The organism is Psychrobacter raelei, assembly GCF_022631235.3.
GTDB lineage: Bacteria > Pseudomonadota > Gammaproteobacteria > Pseudomonadales > Moraxellaceae > Psychrobacter > Psychrobacter raelei.
In genome coordinates, this window is the sequence record NZ_CP093310.2 from 968,979 (window position 1) to 991,663 (window position 22,685).

Here is a 22,685-nt window from a genome sequence, read left to right on the forward strand (position 1 = left end):
TTACCGTTATTAAGGTATTTACTGCACTTGACAAAGCACTATTTAACTGAGGGTATAATGTCAGCAAAAGAATCAACACCTAAAAATCAAAATGGCGTACAGTCGCTTGAGATCGGACTCTCAATTTTAGATATACTCATTGATCATCACGAACCTATGATGCTCAAAGACATTGCTCAATCAATGGGAATGCATCCTGCAAAAATGCATCGCTACTTGGTCAGTCTCATTCGTAAAGACTATGCACGAAAACTAAGTGATGGACGCTACGGACTTGGCAATCGAGGTAACACGCTAGGCCCCATCAGTCTGGATCAAGGCAGTCTTTTGCAGCGTATCATGGATGCCGCAACCGAAATCAAAGACACGGTTCATTGCGGTGTACAAATTGCCAAATGGTTTAACGAGGGGCCAATTGTTATTCACTCGTTCGAACCGGACAGACCGATCAGTATCATTACTCGCATAGGGTCGCGTATGCCATTGACGTCTTCTGCCACAGGTAGGCTATTTGCCAGCTATCAGCCTGATACCCTCATTAAGCCATTGGTGCGCTCAGAGTGGCAAGATGATGGGCATAATCCTCTCTTTAATAAGCCTACTGATTTGAATGCTAAATGGCAAGATTTTACTCAGCTACAAACCGATATTCGTTCGCAAGGTTATGCAACGGTGACAGGTGATATGCTCATGGGTATTAACGCAATCAGCATTCCGGTTATCCCTTCAGCGCCTAAAGCCGATGAAACTGAGCGCTCACTTATTGAACAGACACCGCTGGAATATGCAATCACCATTATTGGTACGCCTGAGCAATTGCCGCTAGGTAACGGTGACATCATAGATGCCGTACGTTCAATCGCTAAGCGTTATCAGATTAGCCAGTTTTAATTTAATCTAAGCTTTTGTTTGATGAGTGGCAAGTCCGAGCTCACCTGTGCGTAGTACATTTTTAGTCCTGCGCAAAGGTAGCTTAAGCCCAGCTCTCCATCAGGCGTCTTTATAAAACGGTGCTTGGGACAATCTCCCCAGCACAGTGATAAAAAATCACATGTCAGACAAAGTGTTGGCAATGGAGAATCGTGAGGGTATCGTTACTGCAGGTCAAGTCGTCGGCTTAATGGATGATATTTCAACCTGTGCTGCACTATTAGATCGCATTGTCGCTGATTGTAAGCAGCGATTGTTTATCGCCTCAAGCTAGATGGCATAGGCCATCCTGAGGGCTGCGTTGTGTATGGTACGGGGCTTGATCTTTTTGGCTGAAGATAAATGGTAGTTAGCTGTCATTATCTTGGTGAAACAAGGCATAACACACCTGTCTTAGCCACTGATTATCAGGATTTGCATGCATCCGTTCGTGCCAGTGCTGCTTTACCTGATATTTGGGAATGTCTAAGGGGAGGGGCAAAGTGTGGAGACGGTTTTCTTGTAACAGTAATTTGGCCAATTTATCAGGCAACGTGGCGACCAAATCAGTCTGTTGAATAATTAACCCCACGCCTAGATACGTGGGTAAGGTGATGGCGATATGACGTTTTATATGTCGCCGTCGTAAATGGTCTTCAAGAAGATAGTGACCTGTTCCACTGGATATCACGTCCGCATGCTGCTCTTGTTGATAGGCTTCAAGTGTTAACGTATTTTGTGTGAGTCGTGGATGGTCTTGACGAACCACTACCGAATAATGCTGCTCAAAAAAGGTTTGTTGAAAAAAGCCTGCTTCAAGATGTGGAATATAACCAATTGCCAAATCAATTTCACCACTACTCATCCGTGAGGGGGTGTCGCTATTAATGGCAGAGATATCAAGCTTGGTATGAGGCGCATGCTGTTTTAGATATTTTATCAATTTAGGCACAATAATCATGTGACTGATATCAGTCATACTGATATGAAATCTTCGTGATGAATTTTTTGGTTCAAAGTGATGTGTATAGTCATTAACTGCGCGAATATGCTGCAGCGCATTATTAACTAAAGGAAATAAATTTTGTGCCGTTTGGGTAGGCTGCATTTGATTGCCCACTCTCACAAATAATGGATCATCAAAATGCTGGCGTAATTTATTTAAGCCCAGACTTGCAGCGGGCTGCCCTATATCCAGCTTTTGTGCAGCTTTGGAGATGGTATTCTGCTGATAGATGGCTTGGAACAGTAATAACAGCCTGACATCAATATCAAACATATGGTCTTTCCTAGTTGTTTATTTCACTTTAAATAAGCTTGTTTTAGAAGTGCCGTGGCTGTTTTAACCGCCAAGCGGATGCTTGATAAGATGTATTGTAGCAAGGTTATTAATATTTTTAATAGAGTGAATTATTTTGATTGCATAGATGAAACAGATAGTGGGTGATACAGTATAAAAATAGTCAATCACTATTTTTATGGAGTCTCCCTCATGGAAGAGTTAGCCACCTTGGCAGATTTGCCAGCCGATTATGTCACAGACATTAACAGTAAAAATTTGGTTCCACTTTGGCCAAGCCTACGTGATGTTCTTCCTCCTCTGAGTCCTAAACCTCGTACCAAGCCCACGCTTTGGGCGTATAAAGATATTCGTGGACCGCTTTTAAAGTCTGGTGAGTTAACACCGGTTGAAAAAGCGGAGCGTCGAGTATTGGTACTGGCTAACCCTGGGCTTGGACTTGACAATATGTCAGCAAGTCCGGTGATTTATCTGGGCATGCAGTTGCTACTGCCAGGTGAATGGGCGCCTTCTCATCGTCACACCCCCAATGCCGTACGCTTAATTGTTGAAGGGGATGGGGCGTACACCACCATTGATGGGATAAAATGCCCCATGGAACATGGTGACTTGATTTTAACCCCCTCTGGTACTTGGCATGAACATGGTCACGATGGCGATGAGCCTGTCATTTGGTTAGATATTTTAGATTTGCCGCTGGTTTATTATAGCGAAGCTACCTATGTAGAGCCTATCGGTCGCCAACAAGTCGAGTCCACCTCCATCAACTCTCCCTATGTCAATGGGATCGTACCTGTCAAAAACTTTGTCCGTAATGATGCGGCATATCCCATCTTACGTTATCGCTGGCGTGATGTTAAACATGCGCTGCACACGATAGCTGAGAATGAGCCAGACGTTGAAATCGTACAAGTAGCGTATACCAACCCTGAAAATGGTCAACCTGCTGAGCAGATTATCGGCTTTAGCTGTATCATGCTACGCCCCAATGAAACGGTTAAGCTTGTCAAGCGCTCGTGTGCCATGGCGTTTCATGTCATCGATGGTGATATGAAAATGACCATCAATAATGCAAATGACGTACAAGACTTTACCATGACACGCTCTGACACCAGTGTAGCCCCTTGTTTTGCCGAGGTCGACTTAACGAACTTAAGCGACAAGCCTTGCTACGTCTTTGTGGCAGATGAAGCCCCATTCCAGCAAAAAATTGGGGTGTATTCGGAGCGTGAACGGGGTTAGTCGTCGTTTGACCAACACATATTGACCAACACATTAAAAATAAAACGCTGATATCAAAAGCTCACGTTTGTTAACTAGGGGGCTATTTTACGCCCTATTATAAAGGGTGAATAGATGAATGTCGTTTTATTGAATTTTTTCAAATCAATGAAGGTCGTACCGGTAAATTAAGGAATAGCCATGAAGCTCTACAATTTTTTTAGAAGTGGTACATCGCACCGTACTCGTATTGTATTGAACCTAAAAGGGCTGGATTATGATTATGTGGCGGTAAGTCTTGCTAAAGAGGAGCACTTACAACCTGCATTTAAAGCATTAAATCCTCAAGGACTTGTGCCAGTTCTCCAAACAGACGATACGTTATTATTTCAAAGCCCTGCCATCATTGAATGGCTTGAAGAGCAGTATCCTGATCCTGCATTACTGCCTAAAGATCCTTTTGAGCGTGCTCACGTACGTGCGTTAGCAGCAATGGTAGGCTGCGATATCCATCCCATCAACAACCGTCGTATTTTGCAATACCTTCGCAATAAATTGCACCAAGATGAAGAAGCGGTATTAACGTGGTGTAAGCAGTGGATTAACGATGGTTTTACTGCCCTAGAGCAAATCCTTAGCGAAGATAAGAGCCGTCAAGGTTTTTGTTTTGGTGACACACCGACCATCGCTGATGCCTATTTAATTCCACAAATTGAATCTGCAAAACGCTTTGAGGTGGATTTGACCCCATACCCCTTAATTCGTGAAGTAGAAGCCAATTGTATGCAGTTACCAGCGTTTATTGATGCTGCCCCGTTTAAGCAACCTGATGCCCCTGCTAAGGTATAAAGCATCACTAATTAAATGATTAAAAATAAGGAGTTACCATGAGCCAAGTCGTCGCCCCTATGAATGCCGTTGAGTTACCCATTCATGGCAGTCAAGATACCTTTCCTGTTCGCCGTATTTATTGTGTAGGACGCAATTATGCCGCCCACGCCAAAGAGATGGGCTTTGACCCTAACCGCGAACCACCATTTTTCTTTTGTAAGCCTAATGATGCTGAATCAATTCTGCCAATAAAAGCAGGTGAAAATTATCAGCTACCTTATCCGGATCAGACCCAAAACTACCATTATGAAGTTGAACTGGTAGTGGCTATTGGAAAACAAGGTAAAAATATTAGTGTTGAGAGTGCTAAAGACCATATCTATGGCTACGCAGTTGGCCTTGACATGACACGTCGTGATTTACAGATGAAAATGCGTGAAATGGGCCGTCCTTGGGAAATCGGTAAGGCATTTGATTACTCTGCGCCAATTGGTGAGATTTATCCGCTAAGTGATGTTGGTGAAATCAACCAAGCTGATATTAAATTGACTGTTAATGGTGAGACTAAACAGCACAGCGATGTCAACCACTTGATCTGGGATGTGTCTGAGACTATTGCTGAGCTGTCTAAACTTTTTGAGTTACGAGCTGGCGATTTAATTTTCACTGGTACACCTGAAGGGGTGGGGGCAGTGGTCAAAGGCGATACCATGGTTGCTGAGGTTGAAGGACTGGGCAAGATTGAAGTCACTGTGGTATAGACGAACCATTTTTTATTCCATAAGCCATTCCCTTGTTCAACGATGATCATGTGATTCATTTAAATCACTGTGAGAAAAGTGATGGATAAACATAGATAGTGAGGTTTGATTTTTAAACATTTAAAAAGGTGATTAAGACTTCTGACTCACTATCTATAGGTTTATTGATGTTGCTCGTTGATAGTAGATGAGTGCTTTGAAAAGTATTTTAAAGTAGGTGTTAAACAAGGATGTTACATGAAATCAATCGTATTAAAGGATTTTATTGATAGTCGAGCGCTTGGCAATCGTCAGAAGTCTATTATAGCCCTATGTATGGCCCTAATGATTTTGGACGGTTATGATATACAAGCGATGGCTTATGCCGCCCCTCTAATTATTAGTGATTGGCAAATTGACAAAACCATGTTGGGTGTGGTGTTCAGCTCAAGCTTGGTTGGTTTGTTCTTTGGTTCATTGTTGATTAGTAATTTGTCAGATCGCTTTGGGCGTCGTATCATTTTGCTAATCTCAACCTTACTGTTTTCGATATTTATGTTAGTCACGCCAATGGCTCATAACCTAGAGCAATTGGCGATTTTGCGTTTTGTGACGGGTATTTTTTTGGGCGGTATTATGCCCAATGCTATGGCATATTGTGCTGAGATTGTGCCAAGCAAATACCGTGTGTTTACAATGATTATGATCTCATCAGGCTTTACCATTGGTGCAATGCTAGGTGGTTTTGTGGCAACGTGGTTGAAGGCTTATGGGTGGCAAGCAATCTTTTATTTTGGTGGTATCGTCCCCTTAATTTTGTTTGTAATCATGTTTCTGGCCTTGCCCGAGTCGTTACAATTCTTGGCCTCAAAGCCCAATAATGAGAGCAAGATAAAGTCAATATTACAGCGCTTTTATCCCAGTGCTACTATATCTAATGACACCACTATCATATTACCTAAGAATGAAACGGTTAAAGCCTCACCAATAGAATTATTTAAAGAAAATCGCAGCTTTTTTACCATCACTATCTGGATTGCCAGTATGATGAACTTGATGAGCTTGTACTTTTTATCAAGTTGGCTACCGACGCTGGGTATGGAGGCAGGACTTACCACCACTCAAGCGTTAATGATAGGCTCAACGTTACAATTTGGCGGTACAGTGGGTAGTTTATTGATGGGAACACGCATCAATAAGCTGGGCTTTTATAAAGTATTAATTCCCATCTTTATAGTGGCTGCTCTTAGTGTTGCAATGATTGGCTTTAGTGCAGGCAGTATTGTAGTGCTATTTATTGTGGTGTTTATTGCAGGGTTCACGGTTGTCGGTGGACAACCTACACTTAATGCGTTGTCTGCTGAACGCTATCCTACCTTGCTACGTACAACAGGTGTAGGCTGGAGCTTGGGAATTGGTAGAATTGGATCGATGATAGGCCCGGTTATTGGCGGCTTGCTCTCAAAATCTTTAACATTAAGTACACTGTTTTTATTTGCAGCAGTGCCTTCAATTGTGGTAGTTATAATGATGATAATGCAAGCAAGACACCCTGGTAGTAAGTCTGAGCTTTAGTGACTTAATTTCAGATACGATCTCAGTTACGTTTAAATAAAAAGCTAAGACCATAGGGTATTAACGAACAATAATCTAACAAGGAATTGCCAACATGACATCAACTAATAAAACAATACAACATGCGCGTCACTGGATAAATGGCGAATGGGTAGATAGCGGTATTAAGAAAGAAAGCATCAACCCAAGTACCGGGGAGGTGATTGGCAGCTATGTTGAAGGTGGCAAAACTGAAGCAGAGATGGCAATTAAAGCTGCTCATGACACATTTACTAACACTGATTGGCGCACCAATCGTGAATTAAGATTTAACGTACTACAAGAAATGGTACAAGCGTTTGATGCCCGTCAAGATGAGCTTGCCACAATCCTTGCCACTGAAAATGGTAAGATTTTGGGCGAGGCCAATTTTGAGATCAGCCTGGTTAAACCCAACCTAAACTTTGCTGCATCAACTATTTATACTACTTATGGCCGCGCCGCTGAATGGTCAGCAGGCAAGTTCTCAGTCGTTTTAAAAGAGCCTGTGGGCGTAGCTGGCATTAGCGTACCTTGGAACTCTCCAGTAGCCCTGTTGATTCGCTCATTGGCACCTGCATTAGCAGCAGGCTGTACCACCGTGCTTAAAATGCCGGGTCAAACAGCGTTAACCAATGCCACAATAGCTGACATCTTAGCAAGCATTAAGTCCTTGCCAAAAGGTGTGATTAATATGGTCACTGGCGAGCGAGAATTGCTAGAAACCATCGTTACTCACCCTCATGTGCCAACCATTAGCTTTACTGGCAGTACCGGTACGGGTCGTGCATTACAAGAAGAGGGCGCGAAGCAATTAAAACGCTTTGGTCTAGAGTTAGGGGGCAAAACACCACTGATTGTTTTCAACGATGCTGACATTGATGCATTGATTCCCAAGGCCGAAAAAGCCCTGACCGTATTTGCAGGACAGTTTTGTATGACAGGCAGCCGTATCTTGGTGCAAAGCGATGTCGCTGAGCAAGTGCGTCAAAAGCTTGTCGAGCGCTTAGCCAATGTCAAAGTCGGTAATGCCCTTGACCCTGAAAGCGATATGGGCGCACTGATAGACATGAACAGTGTCAATCGGGTTGATGGTATGGTTGAAGATGCCATCGCTAAAGGTGCTAAAGTCTTATTACGAGGCGGGAAATTTACGGACGGTGAGCTTGCCAAGGGGGCGTTTTATCAACCTTGCTTATTAGAAGTCGATGATAATCAAGCAGATATTGTGCAATCAGAGGTATTTGGTCCGGTCTTGACGCTACAGGTATTTGACACTGAGGCCGAAGCGATTGAGCTGGCGAATGGCACACAATATGGATTGGCAGCGAGCATCTGGACACAAGATGTGGACAGACCGTTACGCATTGCCCGTGCTATTGAAGCTGGCACTATCTGGATTAATGATTGGGTAGTGATGCGAGATGAGTTTGAGGAAGGTGGCTATAAACAAAGTGGCAGTGGTCGTTTGCGTGGTATGGCAAGTATTGAAGACTTTATCGAATACAAGCACATCGTCATGCAGCCTGGTGTCGCAGGTACGTCAGCCGATTAGTATTTAGCTACTTCTTCGCGTTGTTACATAAGGAAATGATAATGCAACACGATTCAATAACCCCCTTATCAAAAAAGACGTCTATGTTAGATACCACAGCGGAGTCTGTGGTATCGCAGACCGTGCAGCAGGTAGTGTTTGAGTTAATGCGCACGCTTAACATGACCACCGTTTTTGGTAATCCTGGGTCCACTGAACTGAATTTTCTGACCAACTTTCCTGAAGACTTCTCTTATGTATTAGGCTTGCATGAAGCTTCAGTGGTCGGTATGGCAGATGGTTATGCTCAGGCTACAGGTAATGCCGCTTTTGTTAATCTACATTCGGCTGCAGGTGTGGGCAATGCGCTAGGCAATATTTTACCGCCTACCGCAACCACACCCCGTTAGTCATTACAGCAGGGCAGCAAGCCCGTAGTTTATTACCCTTTGCTCCGTATTTGGGCGCTGAGCAAGCTGCACAGTTTCCACAGCCTTATATTAAATAGAGTATTGAGCCTGCCCGCGCGGAAGATGTGCCGCTAGCTATTGCTCAGGCATATTTAATCGCCATGCAGCACCCACAGGGCCCGACGTTTGTGTCGATTCCGTCCGATGATTGGGACAAGCCTGCGGTATTGCCACTGCTATCACAGTCTTGTGGCCATAGTATTCCAAGCCCAGATGCGTTGGCTGAGCTGGTAGAGGTTATGTCAACCAGTCAGAATATGGCACTGGTTGTTGGCTCAGATGTTGATCGCCAAGGGGGCTTTGAGTTGGCGGTTGCTGTCGCAGAAGCGTGTCAAGCTCCTGTGTGGGAAGCGCCAAACTCCAGTCGAGCAAGTTTTCCTGAAAACCATCCTTTATTTGCCGGATTCTTACCTGCAATTCCTGAGAAGCTGAGCGAAAAGCTACTTGGCTATGATACGATTGTGGTGATAGGGGCACCTGCTTTTACTTTACATGTTGCAGGGACACTCTCGCTCAAAAAGAGCAAGATTTATCAGCTTACCGATGATCCACAGTATGCGGCTCAATCAGTGGCAACAAAAACCTTATCAGGCAATATACGCGATAGCCTACAAGCGCTATTAGACAAATTGCCCACGAGTATGACACCTCGCTCAGAGCTTGATTTGCCGGTTCGTAAGCCTGCCGCTGAGGTTCAGGGCAGCAATCCGATTAGCATTGAGTACGTGATGGCGACATTGGCGAAATATTGCCCAGAAGATGTCGTTATCGTTGAAGAGGCTCCCTCACACCGTCCTGCGATTCAGCGTTATTTGCCCATTACTCAGCCTAAGAGTTTTTATACGATGGCAAGCGGGGGACTGGGTTATGGGTTACCGGCTGCCGTTGGGGTTGCTTTGGGCACCCAGCGTCGCACCCTATGTCTCATTGGTGATGGCTCCTCCATGTATTCTATCCAAGCCATCTGGACCGCCGTACAGCATAACTTACCGGTTACGGTCATTGTGTTGAATAATACAGGCTATGGGGCGATGCGCTCGTTTAGTAAGATTATGGGCAGCACGCAAGTACCAGGGTTAGACCTACCTAATATTAATTTTGTTCAGCTGGCACAAAGTATGGGATGCCAAGCGCAAAAAGTAACAGACTATTCTGTGCTTGATAAAGTGTTCGCTGATACCATGCAAGCAGCGGGTAGTTATTTGCTAGAGATTATGGTCGATGCCAATACAGGCGCCGTCTATTAGAGTTGGCAAGACTTGTCACCCTAGGGCGGCAGTTTGCAATACCAGTGCTAACAATACTAACACTCTCGTCAGTACTAACATCCTGATGAGGCTTACGACAGCTCATCGCTAAATAACATCATAAAGGGTTGTTTCATACTGCTCTAACCCTGTGGATTATTAAATGACCCAAATAATGAGCAAACACATCATTCGTGAGCAACGACGAATAGAGAACAAGCGCCGTATGGTATTGTTGGTGTTTGCGATAGCGTGTCTTGTGGGACTGGTTTTGGATGTGATGACTGGTCCTTCGATGCTGCCTGTAAGGGATGTGATTGAGGCTTTATTACGCTTAAGCGCACGCATACCATTATCTATGATTTGCGTCTGCCTATTGCTTTGATGGCATTATTGATTGGTGCCTCACTTGGGGCGGGCGGCGCTGAAATGCAAACCTTATTAAATAACCCGATGGCCAGCCCTTATACATTGGGGTTGGCCGCCGCCGCAGGGTTTGGCGCGTCATTGGTGATTGCCTTTGGCGGCTTTGGGTTGCCTTTGCAATATGCGGTGCCGATCGGGGCATTCGCCATGACCATGCTGGCCTCAGCAGTACTGTTCTTATTCGCCTCTTTAAGCAGTTTGCCGCCGCTACTTTGATTTTGGTGGAGATTGCACTTTTGTTTATTTTTCAATCGCTATTATCCTTGGTGCAATTTATCGCATCCCCTGAAGTCTCCCAACAAATTCTATTTTGGCTCTTTGGTAACCTCAACAAAGCCACCTGGACCAACCTTGCCGTGGTTGCTGTGGTCAGTACGGTGTGTATTACCTTACTTATGCGAGATGGTTGGCAATTAACCGCGCTACGTCTGGGCGAAGAAAGAGCAGCGGCCCTTGGTGTCAACTTAACAAGGCTGCGGATCAGAACCCTTATTTTGGTGGCTATGATGACCGATAGAGGCACGTTTTCACTCGAAAAAACTCTGGCCATGAAGCCGGATGTGGTGGTATTAGCAAAGTGGCAATACGATACGCTAAAGGCTGAAATACCACGTTTTGAGGCCGCAAACATTCCTGTGGTAGTGGTGGACTATAATGATCAAAGTGTCGCTAATCACACCAACAGTACCAAGATTTTTGGACAAATTGCAGGGACAGAGCAGCGCGCCAATCAAGCGCCACAAGAGTATGCCGATGGCATTGCTGATATCCAAAAACGGGTTGAAGCGGTAGGGACTGCCAAGCCAAAAATCTATATTGAATTTGGCGATAAAGGCCCACAAGAGCATAGCTTTACCTTTGGCAAAAATATGAGGGGCGCTATTGCCGATACGGTAGGCGGTGAAAACATCAGTAAGCCTTTTGTTGAGAATTGGGGACCCATTAACCCCGAGCAGCTCTTAGTGAATAAGCCGGACGTGATTACTATCTCAGGTACCGAAGTGGGTATGAAGCAGACTGATGCTATGGCAATGGGTATTGATATTAGTGCTGATGAGGCTCAGCGCCGGTTAAAAGGGTTTACCACCCGAAATGGTTGGGAGAATCTGCCTGCGGTGAAGAACAACCGTGTGTATGATATCTATCATACCGCTTCTCGCTCGTTGTCTGACTTGGCATCGGCTCAGTTTATGGCAAAAACCTTGTACCCTGAAGCCTTTAAAGATGTTGATCCTGAAAAAACCTATACAGAGTTCCATGAAAAATACCTGCCCGTTAAACCCAGCGGTACGTTTTTTATTCAGCTAGGCTGCGGTGCAAGCCTTTGTAAAGACAAGGCATCTGCTGTAGAACAAGCGGCGCCAACAGAGGCAGCGCCTCAGACCCTGTCATGGTGGGATAAGCTGGTCAATTGGTTACGTCACTTGTTTACCTGATTTTTTGCCATTAACTTTATACAGATATCATCATGCTTGAACTTGACCAGTTAACCGTGAAGCGTGGCGCACTTACCGTGGCCCAATCTATCAATGCCAAGTTTCATCCGGGCAAAATATACACGCTGCTCGGAGCAAATGGTGCAGGCAAATCAAGCTTATTAAAGGCAATCTTTGGTGAGTTAGCGTTTTCAGGTAACATTCGTTATCACAGAACCACACAAAGTAAAGCCAACCTGATGTCTTGGCGAAAGCCTATTGCTTATATGCCCCAAGACAGCCATACCGATGCGGAGCTTAACACGCTTGAGGTAGTGCTATTGGGGCGTATGGATGCACTGGGCCGACATATTAGTGATGAGCTGATGCAAGAGGCCATTGAGCTGATGGCACAGTTGAATATCGCTGAGCTGGCACATCGGCCGATCCGTGCGCTAAGCGGGGGACAGCGTCAGCTTACCATGTTTGCTCAAGCCTTATTAAGTTGTCCCCAAATCTTGTTGCTTGATGAGCCTGTTTCAGCACTAGACATGAGACATGGCGCATCAAATCAATCTATTACATAAGGTGAGTCACTATACTCAGCAAAATCAGCTTATTTGCTTGATGGTATTACATGATTTAAGCCTTGCCGCTCAATTCTCTGATGAATTGTTGCTGTTATCTGAGGGTCATATTCAGGCTCAAGGCGCACCTCAAGATGTGCTACAACCGCACATTTTATGCCAAGTATATCAAGTAGATATCGAGATTCTAACCAGCTCTCAAGGGCTGCCCGTCGTCTATCCTTACCGAAAAAATATGCAAAGTAAGTGACTAATATAAGCGGCTAATATAAGTAACCAGTATAAGCGCGTAATATTGGTACAGCGTTACTGTGCAGTTTTTTCGGGCAAGCTACTCACCATCCCTGCTAAGATTACCGCCACAATACCTAAGATCTCTAGTAGACCAATAGTTTCACCGGCAAAAACTGCCCCATAAATGGCTGCAAATACCACGGTCAGATAAGACAACGCCGCCACCGTAAATTTTTGGCCAACATGATAGGCATGAGTCATTGCCAGCTGTGCCAATAATCCTGCACCGCCAATACCCAGAATATAAGGTAAGCTCTCTACAGTTAAGCTGTGCCATCCTATCCAAGTTGCCAATACTGCCGAAATTGCCGCTGCGACTGCCGATAAATAAAACACAATACGCCAAGCCGGCTCGCCCATAAAAGACAATGCCCGCACTTGTAATAGAGCAAAAGCGGTAAAAATGCCACCACTTAGAGTGATTAGGGTTTCAATTAATCGGTCCGACTCAAAGGCAGGTTGCAACATTAAGCAAATACCGCCTAAGCCCATCAATAGCGCCGTCCATGTCTTTATCGATGGCGTCTCTTTTAGCCAGACAATAGATAAAATAGCGATGAATACCACTGAGGTATAGTTTAGGGTAACCGAGGTCGCTAAAGGCAGCTGGCTTAACCCATAAAAAGATAATAATAAAGCGGTTGTACCGGCGACGCTACGCTTGATATGCCCCACAAAAAAAGGGGTTTTTAGGGTTTGCACACGTACTAGGGTGCCACAAAAAATCATCAGCGCCGGTAAAAGCGATCGCCAAAAGGCCAACTCATAAAGATGCATACCCAGCTTTGTGCCTGCATTTTTTACCAAAATACTCATTAAGGCAAATAAGAAGGCCGCCACAATCATCCACGCCGAACCTAACCTAACCCATACTTTATTTTTATCATAGTACTATATCAAGTCATAAAAACCGTTATTGTACCACTGGCAAGCATTTTCTGATGACTTTGCTATGATGACTTTGCAAAAGGGTAGGCAAGTTAAGCCTAACAAACAAGACAGCCCCAATATTAGGATTGGGGCTGTCTGATGCTAACTGATGCTGATGTTGTTATTTAGTGCCGAAGTAGTTTTTACCGCCAGAGTCTTCAATTGTAGTGGCCTGGCCGGTGAAGGAGAACCCTTTATTGCTAAAGGTGCCGATCATAATGGTCTCAACCAAAGGTTTGGTCTTTTTCTCACTACTTTCAACCGCCACCACGAAGTTGGCTCCATCACCACCGGTGTCATCAAGCTTTTCAACGATATAGTTGAGTGTGCCCATGGGCGGCAGCTCTATGGACTTGGTGAGATAAGGGCGGACATAGTCGCCTTTGGTATTGTAGTAATCAATTTTGGTGATATAAATCTTATGGCTTAAGCTGGTATTACGGATGCTTAAAGTGGCTGAAAGCATTACTTTAGGATTGTCCTCATCCACATAGATATTGGAGTATACCGGCACATAAAACAGCTTTTGGTAAGGCATATTACCAGCAGGAACTTTATCTATCTCAAGCTGTTTTATAGGATCTTTGTGCTCGTCACTGTATAAAATATTGGGGTCATGCTCGGGTGCATTACAAGCACTTAAGCCAGTAATAAGCAATAAGGTAGCTAACGCTGATAATATTTTCATAACGCTCCTTTTGATAGTCCCAACGCTTGAGGTTAACCCACCAAGACGTTGGTTTCAGGATAATGTATCCGCGAGCTTTTTGGCATGGCAATAAGATAAGCTAAGGTTAGCGGACCTACGCGGCCTGCGAACATCATAAACATAATCACCACCTCACCGGTATGACTCAATTGCGTGGTTAGTCCTCGGGTCAGTCCCACGGTACTTAGTGCTGAGACCACTTCAAATAAGACATCTTCTAAAGAGTGCTCCGCTTCCACCACAGACAAGATAAACACACTCATAAATATTAGCATCATAGTAATGCTAATCAAAGCCAGTGATTTGCGCACCAGACGATCGGGAATACGGCGCTTAAAGATAATCACATGATCACGTTGACGCAAAAATGCCCACGTGGTTAAGATTAAAATAACAAAGGTACCAATCTTAATACCACTGGCGGTAGAGAGAGAGCCGCCGCCAATAAACATTAAAAACATGGTCAGTAGTGTACTGGCATCGGTCAGCTGCTCAATCGGTATGGTGTTAAATCCAGCCGTTCTTGGGGTAATGGCTTGGAACCAAGCTGCGGTCAGTTGATCACTAAGGCTTAAGTGGCCAAAGGTATTCGGATTATTGTGTTCCAGTAGCCAAAATAGCACAAAGGCGACAAGGTTTAGCCCAATAGTTGTGCCAACCACTACCTTGGTATTGACGCTGATCTTGTGCCAGCTGCGGTGGTCTATCAAGTCTTTAATAACAATAAAGCCCAGACCACCGATAATGATTAAACTGGTGATAATAAAATTAATGGCTTTGTTGTCCACATAGCCCGTTAGGTTATCACTAGTAAGTGCAAAGCCTGCATTATTAAACGCTGAGACGGTATAAAAAAACCCGTGATATAACGCATCAGATAATGGCATTTCTTGGACAAAGGCGATGCTTAGGGCAATAAAACCTAACAGCTCTACCGACAACGCAATGGTAATAACGGATTTGGCAGTGGTGGTGATATTACCAAAACTGGTCTCAGCAAATGCTTCACGGGCGATTTTTTGTCCGACTAGGTTTAGCCGGCGCTGTAAGCTTAAAAAAGCAAATACCGCGAAAGTCATGAACCCAAGCCCCCCAAGCTGAATGAGTATGGCGATAACCACCTGTCCTAAATGGGTGTAATTGGCCGTATCTACGATGGAGAGTCCGGTTACGGTCACCGCAGAGGTGGCAGTGAAGGCTGCCTGTAGCCAAGACACTGAGTTAATGGTCGCAGCAGGGAGCTTTAATAAACAAGTGCCAAGCGTAATGAGTAATAAAAAGCCTGTGGCTAAAATGGCCGGCGGTGAGGATAAGAGTTTGGTAGGCGTTGACGGCATGATGGTTGCTTTAGACCTCAGTTGTTTTATAGGGTCGTATCTTTATTCACGATAGCCGGTGCCGATGACGAGCATCAGCAGACAGGCATAAAAACACAATTAGCTTTGAATAAACGACTTTGAGAGATACTTAAGGTCACTGACCAAGCCGGTATACACCAACCGGTCCGGATATTGAATCACCGTGTCACTGTCAAAATTACGCTCTACATGATTATCACGAATAATCAGCAGCAAAGAGGTGTCTGGGTGACGGCTTTTGATTTTGCCCACAGTGATGGGCCGCAATTGCTCGGGGACATCAATACGTACCAAAAACTCATCATTACCCAGCGATAAGTACTGCTTCATCATAGGATAGGCCATAGCCTGAGCAATACGGATACCCATATCCTGTTCCGGATGGATGATGTTGGTCACACCAAGGCTGTCTAGAATATCGTGATGGGCATCAGTCTTGGCTTTTACCCAAAGATTCTGGACCGGCAGCTTAATTAGATTGAGAGTACACAATAAACTGGCTTCTAAATCCTCACCGATACTGACAATAACCCCATCAAACTGGCTAAGATTGAGCTCCTTTAAAGTATCAATATCTGTGGCATCAGCAATCACCGAGTGGCTTAAGATGTCACTGACCTTATTGACCTCGTTCTCATCCATATCGATACCGAGCACTTCATTGCCTTGGCTTTGTAATTCAAAAGCACAAGCGCGACCAAATACACCCAGTCCTATAACAGCAAATTGCATAAGTTACCTCTATATAGCCATGGCTCAATAGCCAATCAAGTTCTGTACGGTAGATTTCACAGAGCTTTAGCTTAGATTAATAATTTATAGTGCTTATTAAGAGTACTATATTTTTCGGAGAATTATACTCCTAAAGTTTCTTAATAATAACCAACAAGAAAAGTTAAGTTACCAAATATAATAAATAGACGACAAAAAAAGAATCCCAAGTTTTTGGGATTCTTTTTTAAAACGACTAAGAGATACCTTGTAAATAATGTGTCAGCAGCCAAACAGTGTTAGAGATTACAGGCTAACTTTAGCCAGTAGCTCTTCACGGCTTAGTAGCTGCTTCTCGCCATCACGGCGGTCTACATATTCATATTTATCTTCTGCTAAGTTGCGATCTGAGACCACGATGCGGTGCGGAATACCGATAAGCTCAAGGTCAGCAAACTTCACCCCAGGACGCTCATTACGGTCATCTAAGATAACATTTAAGCCTTTCGCTTTAAGCTCTTCATATAACGCTTCAGCAGTTTGCATCACTGTGTCTTCTTTTGATTTCATCGGCACAATGGCAATATCAAAAGGTGCGATGGAGTCTTTTATATCCGGTGTTTTGGCCCAAATGATACCGTTGTCATCATGGTTTTGTTCAATAGCCGCTGCGATAATACGGCTAACACCAATACCATAACAGCCCATCATTAAGGTCACAGGCTTACCATCTTCACCCATGACAGTGCAGTTTAGCGCTTTTGAGTATTTGTCACCCAACTGGAAAATATGGCCCACTTCAATACCACGTTTGATACTAAGGGTGCCTTTTCCATCTGGAGAGGCATCACCCTCGACCACGTTACGGATATCGACGACGTCAGTGATAGTGGCATCACGCTCCCAGTTCATACCGGTGGTGTGCATGTCATATTCATTGGCCCCTGACACAAAGTCACTCAAAGCAGCGGCAGCACGGTCAACATAAACCGGCATATCTAAGTCTACCCCAATAAAGCCTTTTTTGAGGCCGGCCGCTTTCATCTCCTCTTCGGTAGCGAAGGTAAGTGGTGTCGCCACTTCAGCGATTTTCTCAGCTTTAATCTCATTTAAGGTATGGTCGCCACGCACAACCAGCGCCACCAACTGCTCATCTCCCTCAGAGCCATCTTCATTAATGCGATGACCTTTGACCACTAAGGTTTTTACCGTAGTGTGTAGAGGAATGTCTAGGAATTTAGCCAATTCTTCATTGGTTTGAATCTTAGGCGTTGAGACATTTTGTTTGTCTTGAGTGGGCGCCGCGCGCTCATCGGTGCAAATGGCTTCTGCCAGCTCAACGTTGGCTGCATAGTCTGAGCCATCAGAAAAAGCGATGGCATCTTCACCACTGCCGGCCAGTACATGGAACTCGTGTGAGGCTGAGCCACCAATAGAGCCAGTATCGGCCAATACCGCACGGAAGTTTAATCCCAAACGTTGAAAAATACGGGTATAGGCATCATACATTTGTTGATAGGTTACCTCTAATGAGGCTTGATCTACATGAAAAGAGTAGGCATCTTTCATGGTGAATTCGCGGGCGCGCATGATACCAAAGCGAGGACGAATCTCATCACGGAACTTACCTTGGATTTGGAAAAAGGTCACTGGCAGTTGCTTATAGCTGCGCAGCTCACCGCGGGCCAAATCAGTGATCACCTCTTCGTGGGTGGGGCCCAGCACGAAATCACGGTTGTGACGATCGGTAAAGCGCAGTAGCTCAGGACCATAATCCTCAAAACGTCCTGACTCTTGCCACAGCTCAGCTGGCTGAGTCATTGGCATCAAGACCTCTTGGCCGCCAATATTTTGCATCTCTTCGCGCACAATTTTTTCAACTTTTTGCAGCACCTTAAGTCCCATCGGTAGCCACACATATAGGCCTGAAGCCAACTTGCGGATAAGTCCGGCTCTGAGCATAAGTTGGCTTGATACGATATCGGCGTCACTTGGGGTTTCTTTTAGGGTAGCAAATAAAAACTGGCTGGCTCTCATAACTGACTCGACTTTACTCAATGTAGTTAAAGGGTGGTTAACGATAAAAGTTAACTCAAAAAAATCAAAATAAATTTGAACAAAAAAAGCACCGTCAATAACGCCCGTCTGTTGATGGCTGATAACCAGTATTTAGGCGGGTATTACGGTGTTCAATGATAATAAGGAAAAATCATAGCGATAGCCTGACTATGTTAGGTAAAGTCGGGCTGTGACGCAATCCTTTTTTGACGTCTAACTGGATTTAGACAAATTTTAGCAGCATTTTGGGTTAATTGCCGCCAGATCTGCCTCAAACTTAAAAGGCATTACCCCTTTAATACAACAGACACACACTTATTTATTGGCTATATTTAGAGAACGACTTAACGGTTTTGATTAAAAACAGTTCAACCAACAATAGCGTCACTCAAAATGCCTCGAAATACGACATATTATAGCCGTGGCAAAGCCAATTTCAGCCAAATAACATTCAAATAACATCTAAATAATAACCCTATGAGGGATTCTTTATGAGCAATACTGTGCATACCCAGTCTAACAAAGCGGCTAAAAGCAGTGGCGTACTGTTTAATCTTTTGTTTTTACTATTAATTATTTTAATAAGTGTCTTGTTATGGCAGCGGTTTCATCAAGACAGCGCCCCCAAGATTCAGACCGTAAGCCGTGACGGGGTGGTGAGTAAGATTCAACAGCTCAACCGTCTTGAGACCGTGGCTTATAATGTCGATACGGTGATTACCAGCGAGCAGCCAGGCAGTTGGCAACGCTTGTGGCAAGACCAGCAAAAGGGGCTGTTTATCGCGCGTGGCCGAGTGGTGGCGGGTGTGGATCTGAGCGAGCTTAGCCCAGAGATGGTACAGGTGAGCGATCCAAGTGCAGAACAAATCGCCAAAGCTCAGGCCACTGCCGAGGCACAAGGCAATAGCGATGTGCCCATTACCTTAATGCCCAATATCATGATTACCTTGCCACCGGCTCAGATATTCACCGTGTACTTAGATGACATTGATGTTTATGATTGGAAATCAGGCGGCTTATTCGGTATGATAAAAGCAGAGCCTGAGATTTTGGCACAAGCTCAAGCCAGCGCCAAGGCCGAGGTGCTAAAGCGCGCCTGTGCTGATGGGGTAATGCAGCAAGCTGAAGACAATGCCAAAAAAGAGATGCAGCAGTTATTTTCTATGACCGGTGCTGATGTTAGTGTGACCACTCAAGGTGCCGGTGCCTGTCAGCCGATGCAGTAGTTGACACTTATAACCTTAGTTAGCCACGAGCCTTAAACTGCTCAATGGCATAACGGCGCGCTTGTTTGTGTTCTACCATAGGTAGAGGGTAGTTAACATGAGCAAACGCGCCTTGTTTGCTAAGGGCTTTACGCAGTTTGTTTTCATCATGCAGTATATTAGCCGGTATGTCTTTAAGCTCAGGTAGCCAGCTTTTAATAAAAATGGCATCTTTATCATGCGTTTTGGCTTGGCTAAACGGGTTCATAATACGAAAGTAGGGCGCTGCATCAGTGCCTGTTGAAGCGCTCCATTGCCAGCCGCCATTGTTAGACGCAAAGTCTGCATCAATCAGATTTTGCATAAAATAACGCTCGCCTAAGCGCCAATCGATAAACAAATCTTTGGTCAAAAACATTGCAGTCACCATACGCAGTCGATTGTGCATAAAGCCAGTTTGATTCAGGCAGCGCATGGCTGCATCAATAAGCGGCACCCCTGTCATCCCTTGACACCAAGCTTGAAAGTCATCGTTGTCGTATGACCAATTTAGCTTAATGTCAGTGTCCTTTTTATAAGCAGCGCCTTTAACGATGTCAGGTCTATCAACAATCACATGACGATAAAAGTCACGCCAAGCCAGCTCACTTATCCAGCGCTCGACATCACCTTTGCTGTTATTCTCAAATATTTCAAGCTCTGATTCACTGTCTACAAGATTTTCGTCTGCAAAGCTTTTAGATTCTAGCCTTGCGTTGGCAGTTAGATAGCATAAGCGCGGGCTAATGATTCCTAGCGTTAGATAGGCTGACAGATGACTGGTGCCCATCAAGGCAGGCTGATCATGCGTGAGGCTGTATTCTTCAATGTCTTGTTGTACAAAGCTATTTAGCCGGTCTATCGCGACTTGCTCACCAGCAGGGTAGGCCGCTCTAGCTGACTCAAGTACCGGTATCGTCTCAGCATTATTCTCTGAGAGCTGATAATGGGATGTAAAGCGCTGTAGGACAGACTGATGACTGTCTTTTATCGATTGCGTCGAGCTTGTATGTTGAGTGCTGCTTGTATTTTGAGTGCTGCTTGTATCTGTCGAAGCTTGATTGATGTTCAAGTTGGTTAATTTCTGTTTGATATCACCCTCAGCTAAGCTGTTAATATCATACAAAACAGGGGGGCTTATCTGTAATGTCTGCTGCCATTTTTTATAAAACGGGGTGAAGACTTTATACAGGGTGTCATCACCGGTTTTGATGGTATTGGGCGGCAAGATACATTGGTCATGGTATTGATTAAATTTAATATTAAGTTTAGACAGCCGCTTTGCTAATGCGGTATCACGCTGCTGCTCATTGACTTCATACTCATAGTTACAGCCCACATGGGTAATATGATTGTCGACACAAAAAGCTTCGATAACATCAATACTATCTGAATACGACTCAGCTTGTAATACCGATAGCTTCATACCTAGCTTATGATTTAAGTCATTTGTTAAATGCGTCAGGGTACGCATCATCAAGTCAACCTGTGAGATAGACATGTCATGAGCAAGCCACTGCTTTGGGGTCATCACAAACACAGCTTGAAGACAGGACTCTGTGTGTTGTGAGGCTTGCACAACTTGCTCTAGCAAAAGCGTCAATGCGGTATTGTCATGCAAGCGTAGGTCACGACGAAACCACATAAGCGCCGATACTTTATAAGAGTGAGACATGTTTTTATCCTTGATATTGTGTGGGGCGCAAGTGGAGAGGCGATAGTGGCAGTAGCACAGTCATGGCACAGAATTTAAGCTCAAATTTTGACTGTCTAAGCAGTAACAGAGGGCGTGATAATCGCTATGAAAAGTATGATAGGATAAGTGAGTGATAAAAACCGTTTAATCACGTTAAGAAAACAAGTATATTAAGTCAATTAAGTCTGTTAAATCAATTCAACCTACTAATGAATAAAAGATCATCAATTGACTAAATCAGATAAATCAATGAGGGCGCGATGCAGATAAAGTTTTGCGGATTTACCCAAATACAAGATGTTAAGCAAGCAGTGGCAGTTGGCGCTGATGCTTTGGGTTTTGTGTTTTATCCGCCAAGCCCTCGAGCAGTGACCGCCATGCAGGCACGTGAGCTGATGCAGCATATCCCTGCTTTTGTTAGTGTGGTGGCATTGGTGGTCAATATGAATAAAGACGCGCTGATTGAGCTTGCTAATACGGCTACTTTTGATGTGATTCAATTCCATGGTGATGAGACGCCAGAGCAGTGTCAGTCACTAGCCCAAGCCGTGAACAAACGCTGGATTAAAGCACTTCGTATTAATAAAGAGCAAGATACGCCTGATTCGATTCGAGCCCAGATTGACGCCTTTGCACAAGCCGGTGCCAGCAGTATCTTACTTGATGCCTATCATAAACAGGCGTATGGCGGAACAGGGGAGCGCTTTGATTGGTCGCTCATTCCAAAAGATGCCAGCCTGCCTATCATTTTGGCAGGCGGGCTAACCCCTGAAAATGTGAGTGAGGTTATTAATCAGAGTTTACCGATACAGGCTGTGGATGTAAGCGGTGGCATTGAGTCGGCAAAGGGTATCAAAGATGCGGGCAAGATGGCGGCCTTTATTAGGGCGGTTCGTTAAACCTACTCAGTAAGCAGCTAAGTAGTCAGTTAAATCAACCGTTTGCCTTTTATTGAGTTGTCTTAACTCAGGAGTAAGCCACTAAATGGTAAGTTACATTGAAATTAGGCATATGGTCTTAGATAGCTTTTATTCATATTTGCTTGATAAACCTCAAGGTGCTAACGGTTATGAGTCTATTTTAGGATATACGCTATATGATTTTGAAACAGGGTTTTCAGATATAGAAGTCTTTATTATTGATTTTGTCGTCTATGTTCTGTGTCATGATTTTCCGGAATCACAAGATTTGGCTAAAACACTTAAAAAGTCATTATTAAAACGTATTGATTATGATTTTGCTGGATTTATTCGCCAAATTAAGCCTGGAATAGATGATAGAGAGGAGTTTTTAGCTGATGTGTATTCGATGGGTCTGATTTCTGAACAAAGAAGACAAGGTTTCAATAAATAGCGGTGCCAATGTACGTGTCAGGGCATTACCATCAAGGTCAAAAGACCGCAGATTATGGT

Annotated in this window: 23 protein-coding genes and 2 pseudogenes; 17 read left to right on the forward strand and 8 right to left on the reverse strand. The window is 44.4% G+C overall.

Annotation, left to right across the window (positions count from 1 at the left end; all coding sequences use genetic code 11):
• Positions 1-57: 57 nt before the first annotated feature.
• Both MN210_RS04175 and MN210_RS04180 read left to right on the forward strand, forming a co-directional pair.
• Complete coding sequence (locus tag MN210_RS04175; protein ID WP_011960011.1) at positions 58-891, forward strand: IclR family transcriptional regulator; 834 nt, start codon at positions 58-60, stop codon at positions 889-891.
• A gap of 160 nt (positions 892-1,051) precedes the next feature.
• Positions 1,052-1,204, forward strand: coding sequence for a hypothetical protein (locus tag MN210_RS04180; RefSeq protein WP_241879311.1), 153 nt, complete (start codon positions 1,052-1,054; stop codon positions 1,202-1,204).
• Positions 1,205-1,279: 75 nt separating this feature from the next.
• Here MN210_RS04180 and MN210_RS04185 read toward each other — a convergent pair whose 3' ends face one another.
• Entirely contained in the window at positions 1,280-2,188 is a 909-nt protein-coding gene (locus MN210_RS04185; RefSeq protein ID WP_011960012.1) for a LysR family transcriptional regulator, read from the reverse strand.
• Between the two features lie 213 nt (positions 2,189-2,401).
• On the opposite strand from MN210_RS04185, the gene MN210_RS04190 reads away from it, so the two are divergent.
• The 12 genes and pseudogenes from MN210_RS04190 to MN210_RS04245 all read left to right on the forward strand — a co-directional run bounded on the left by MN210_RS04190 (position 2,402) and on the right by MN210_RS04245 (position 12,523).
• Positions 2,402-3,451, forward strand: a complete 1,050-nt coding sequence (locus MN210_RS04190) for a cupin domain-containing protein (protein WP_011960013.1) — start codon at positions 2,402-2,404, stop codon at positions 3,449-3,451.
• Between the two features lie 180 nt (positions 3,452-3,631).
• Positions 3,632-4,279, forward strand: coding sequence for a maleylacetoacetate isomerase (maiA, locus tag MN210_RS04195; RefSeq protein WP_338412610.1), 648 nt, complete (start codon positions 3,632-3,634; stop codon positions 4,277-4,279).
• Between the two features lie 38 nt (positions 4,280-4,317).
• Positions 4,318-5,022: a fumarylacetoacetate hydrolase family protein gene (locus MN210_RS04200; RefSeq protein ID WP_011960015.1), complete on the forward strand. Its 705-nt coding sequence runs from the start codon at positions 4,318-4,320 to the stop codon at positions 5,020-5,022.
• Positions 5,023-5,259: 237 nt separating this feature from the next.
• A complete protein-coding gene (locus MN210_RS04205) occupies positions 5,260-6,576 on the forward strand; it encodes an MFS transporter (protein WP_011960016.1) in 1,317 nt (438 codons plus the stop codon).
• 94 nt (positions 6,577-6,670) lie between these two features.
• Positions 6,671-8,149, forward strand: coding sequence for an aldehyde dehydrogenase family protein (locus tag MN210_RS04210; protein WP_338412611.1), 1,479 nt, complete (start codon positions 6,671-6,673; stop codon positions 8,147-8,149).
• 41 nt (positions 8,150-8,190) lie between these two features.
• Positions 8,191-8,538 carry a thiamine pyrophosphate-binding protein gene (locus MN210_RS04215; protein WP_241879312.1) on the forward strand — a complete coding sequence of 116 codons (348 nt, stop codon included), beginning with the start codon at positions 8,191-8,193 and terminating at the stop codon, positions 8,536-8,538.
• A gap of 188 nt (positions 8,539-8,726) precedes the next feature.
• On the forward strand, positions 8,727-9,845 hold the full coding sequence (locus MN210_RS04220; protein WP_338412612.1) for a thiamine pyrophosphate-dependent enzyme: 1,119 nt from the start codon (positions 8,727-8,729) through the stop codon (positions 9,843-9,845).
• Between the two features lie 163 nt (positions 9,846-10,008).
• Positions 10,009-10,230, forward strand: coding sequence for a hypothetical protein (locus tag MN210_RS04225; protein WP_241879316.1), 222 nt, complete (start codon positions 10,009-10,011; stop codon positions 10,228-10,230).
• Positions 10,230-10,723, forward strand: a pseudogene (locus MN210_RS04230) (iron chelate uptake ABC transporter family permease subunit); the annotation flags it as partial. The gene MN210_RS04225 and the pseudogene MN210_RS04230, both read left to right, overlap by 1 nt.
• Positions 10,724-10,777: 54 nt before the next feature.
• Positions 10,778-11,707, forward strand: coding sequence for an ABC transporter substrate-binding protein (locus MN210_RS04235; RefSeq protein WP_425605643.1), 930 nt, complete (start codon positions 10,778-10,780; stop codon positions 11,705-11,707).
• 32 nt (positions 11,708-11,739) lie between these two features.
• The gene (locus MN210_RS04240; protein WP_241879318.1) at positions 11,740-12,273 is read left to right on the forward strand and encodes an ABC transporter ATP-binding protein; all 534 of its coding nucleotides are present in this window, start codon (positions 11,740-11,742) and stop codon (positions 12,271-12,273) included.
• Positions 12,245-12,523 (forward strand): ATP-binding cassette domain-containing protein, encoded by a 279-nt coding sequence (locus MN210_RS04245; RefSeq protein WP_197708907.1) that lies wholly within the window; start codon positions 12,245-12,247, stop codon positions 12,521-12,523. The genes MN210_RS04240 and MN210_RS04245 overlap by 29 nt, the downstream gene beginning before the upstream one ends.
• Before the next feature lie 56 nt (positions 12,524-12,579).
• Here MN210_RS04245 and MN210_RS13295 read toward each other — a convergent pair whose 3' ends face one another.
• From MN210_RS13295 to MN210_RS04270, 6 genes and pseudogenes are all read right to left on the reverse strand, one after another.
• A complete protein-coding gene (locus MN210_RS13295) occupies positions 12,580-13,059 on the reverse strand; it encodes an EamA family transporter (RefSeq protein ID WP_425605644.1) in 480 nt (159 codons plus the stop codon).
• Positions 13,042-13,416, reverse strand: a pseudogene (locus tag MN210_RS13300) (EamA family transporter); the annotation flags it as partial. The gene MN210_RS13295 and the pseudogene MN210_RS13300, both read right to left, overlap by 18 nt.
• 202 nt (positions 13,417-13,618) lie before the next feature.
• Positions 13,619-14,185 carry a DUF3124 domain-containing protein gene (locus MN210_RS04255; protein ID WP_011960023.1) on the reverse strand — a complete coding sequence of 189 codons (567 nt, stop codon included), beginning with the start codon at positions 14,183-14,185 and terminating at the stop codon, positions 13,619-13,621.
• 32 nt (positions 14,186-14,217) lie between these two features.
• Positions 14,218-15,543 (reverse strand): TrkH family potassium uptake protein, encoded by a 1,326-nt coding sequence (locus MN210_RS04260; protein ID WP_011960024.1) that lies wholly within the window; start codon positions 15,541-15,543, stop codon positions 14,218-14,220.
• A 99-nt stretch (positions 15,544-15,642) separates the two neighbouring features.
• Positions 15,643-16,296 (reverse strand): potassium channel family protein, encoded by a 654-nt coding sequence (locus MN210_RS04265; protein ID WP_011960025.1) that lies wholly within the window; start codon positions 16,294-16,296, stop codon positions 15,643-15,645.
• Positions 16,297-16,581: 285 nt separating this feature from the next.
• On the reverse strand, positions 16,582-18,312 hold the full coding sequence (locus MN210_RS04270) for a proline--tRNA ligase (RefSeq protein WP_110816302.1): 1,731 nt from the start codon (positions 18,310-18,312) through the stop codon (positions 16,582-16,584).
• 512 nt (positions 18,313-18,824) lie between these two features.
• Here MN210_RS04270 and MN210_RS04275 point away from each other — a divergent pair.
• Positions 18,825-19,559, forward strand: a complete 735-nt coding sequence (locus MN210_RS04275; protein ID WP_338412614.1) for a DUF4230 domain-containing protein — start codon at positions 18,825-18,827, stop codon at positions 19,557-19,559.
• 19 nt (positions 19,560-19,578) lie between these two features.
• Here the strand turns inward: MN210_RS04275 and MN210_RS04280 are convergent, their stop codons facing one another.
• Entirely contained in the window at positions 19,579-21,252 is a 1,674-nt protein-coding gene (locus tag MN210_RS04280) for a cryptochrome/photolyase family protein (protein ID WP_338412615.1), read from the reverse strand.
• A 281-nt stretch (positions 21,253-21,533) separates the two neighbouring features.
• On the opposite strand from MN210_RS04280, the gene MN210_RS04285 reads away from it, so the two are divergent.
• Positions 21,534-22,172: a phosphoribosylanthranilate isomerase gene (locus MN210_RS04285; protein WP_338412616.1), complete on the forward strand. Its 639-nt coding sequence runs from the start codon at positions 21,534-21,536 to the stop codon at positions 22,170-22,172.
• 85 nt (positions 22,173-22,257) lie between these two features.
• Positions 22,258-22,626 carry a hypothetical protein gene (locus tag MN210_RS04290; RefSeq protein WP_110816306.1) on the forward strand — a complete coding sequence of 123 codons (369 nt, stop codon included), beginning with the start codon at positions 22,258-22,260 and terminating at the stop codon, positions 22,624-22,626.
• The last annotated feature ends 59 nt before the right edge of the window (positions 22,627-22,685 follow it).

Excerpts from the sequence above, each read along its gene's own strand:
- MN210_RS04180 (WP_241879311.1), top strand. The coding sequence starts at position 1,052 with ATGTCAGACAAAGTGTTGGCAATGGAGAATCGTGAGGGTATCGTTACT.
- MN210_RS04275 (WP_338412614.1), top strand. The coding sequence starts at position 18,825 with ATGAGCAATACTGTGCATACCCAGTCTAACAAAGCGGCTAAAAGCAGT.
- MN210_RS04190 (WP_011960013.1), top strand. The coding sequence starts at position 2,402 with ATGGAAGAGTTAGCCACCTTGGCAGATTTGCCAGCCGATTATGTCACA.
- MN210_RS04175 (WP_011960011.1), top strand. The coding sequence starts at position 58 with ATGTCAGCAAAAGAATCAACACCTAAAAATCAAAATGGCGTACAGTCG.
- MN210_RS04240 (WP_241879318.1), top strand. The coding sequence starts at position 11,740 with ATGCTTGAACTTGACCAGTTAACCGTGAAGCGTGGCGCACTTACCGTG.
- MN210_RS04245 (WP_197708907.1), top strand. The coding sequence starts at position 12,245 with ATGGCGCATCAAATCAATCTATTACATAAGGTGAGTCACTATACTCAG.
- MN210_RS04290 (WP_110816306.1), top strand. The coding sequence starts at position 22,258 with ATGGTAAGTTACATTGAAATTAGGCATATGGTCTTAGATAGCTTTTAT.
- MN210_RS04225 (WP_241879316.1), top strand. The coding sequence starts at position 10,009 with ATGACCCAAATAATGAGCAAACACATCATTCGTGAGCAACGACGAATA.
- MN210_RS04285 (WP_338412616.1), top strand. The coding sequence starts at position 21,534 with ATGCAGATAAAGTTTTGCGGATTTACCCAAATACAAGATGTTAAGCAA.
- MN210_RS04200 (WP_011960015.1), top strand. The coding sequence starts at position 4,318 with ATGAGCCAAGTCGTCGCCCCTATGAATGCCGTTGAGTTACCCATTCAT.
- MN210_RS04265 (WP_011960025.1), bottom strand. The coding sequence starts at position 16,296 with ATGCAATTTGCTGTTATAGGACTGGGTGTATTTGGTCGCGCTTGTGCT.
- MN210_RS04280 (WP_338412615.1), bottom strand. The coding sequence starts at position 21,252 with ATGTCTCACTCTTATAAAGTATCGGCGCTTATGTGGTTTCGTCGTGAC.
- MN210_RS04210 (WP_338412611.1), top strand. The coding sequence starts at position 6,671 with ATGACATCAACTAATAAAACAATACAACATGCGCGTCACTGGATAAAT.
- MN210_RS04205 (WP_011960016.1), top strand. The coding sequence starts at position 5,260 with ATGAAATCAATCGTATTAAAGGATTTTATTGATAGTCGAGCGCTTGGC.
- MN210_RS04270 (WP_110816302.1), bottom strand. The coding sequence starts at position 18,312 with ATGAGAGCCAGCCAGTTTTTATTTGCTACCCTAAAAGAAACCCCAAGT.
- maiA (WP_338412610.1), top strand. The coding sequence starts at position 3,632 with ATGAAGCTCTACAATTTTTTTAGAAGTGGTACATCGCACCGTACTCGT.
- MN210_RS04235 (WP_425605643.1), top strand. The coding sequence starts at position 10,778 with ATGACCGATAGAGGCACGTTTTCACTCGAAAAAACTCTGGCCATGAAG.
- MN210_RS04260 (WP_011960024.1), bottom strand. The coding sequence starts at position 15,543 with ATGCCGTCAACGCCTACCAAACTCTTATCCTCACCGCCGGCCATTTTA.
- MN210_RS13295 (WP_425605644.1), bottom strand. The coding sequence starts at position 13,059 with ATGGGCTTAGGCGGTATTTGCTTAATGTTGCAACCTGCCTTTGAGTCG.
- MN210_RS04215 (WP_241879312.1), top strand. The coding sequence starts at position 8,191 with ATGCAACACGATTCAATAACCCCCTTATCAAAAAAGACGTCTATGTTA.
- MN210_RS04255 (WP_011960023.1), bottom strand. The coding sequence starts at position 14,185 with ATGAAAATATTATCAGCGTTAGCTACCTTATTGCTTATTACTGGCTTA.
- MN210_RS04185 (WP_011960012.1), bottom strand. The coding sequence starts at position 2,188 with ATGTTTGATATTGATGTCAGGCTGTTATTACTGTTCCAAGCCATCTAT.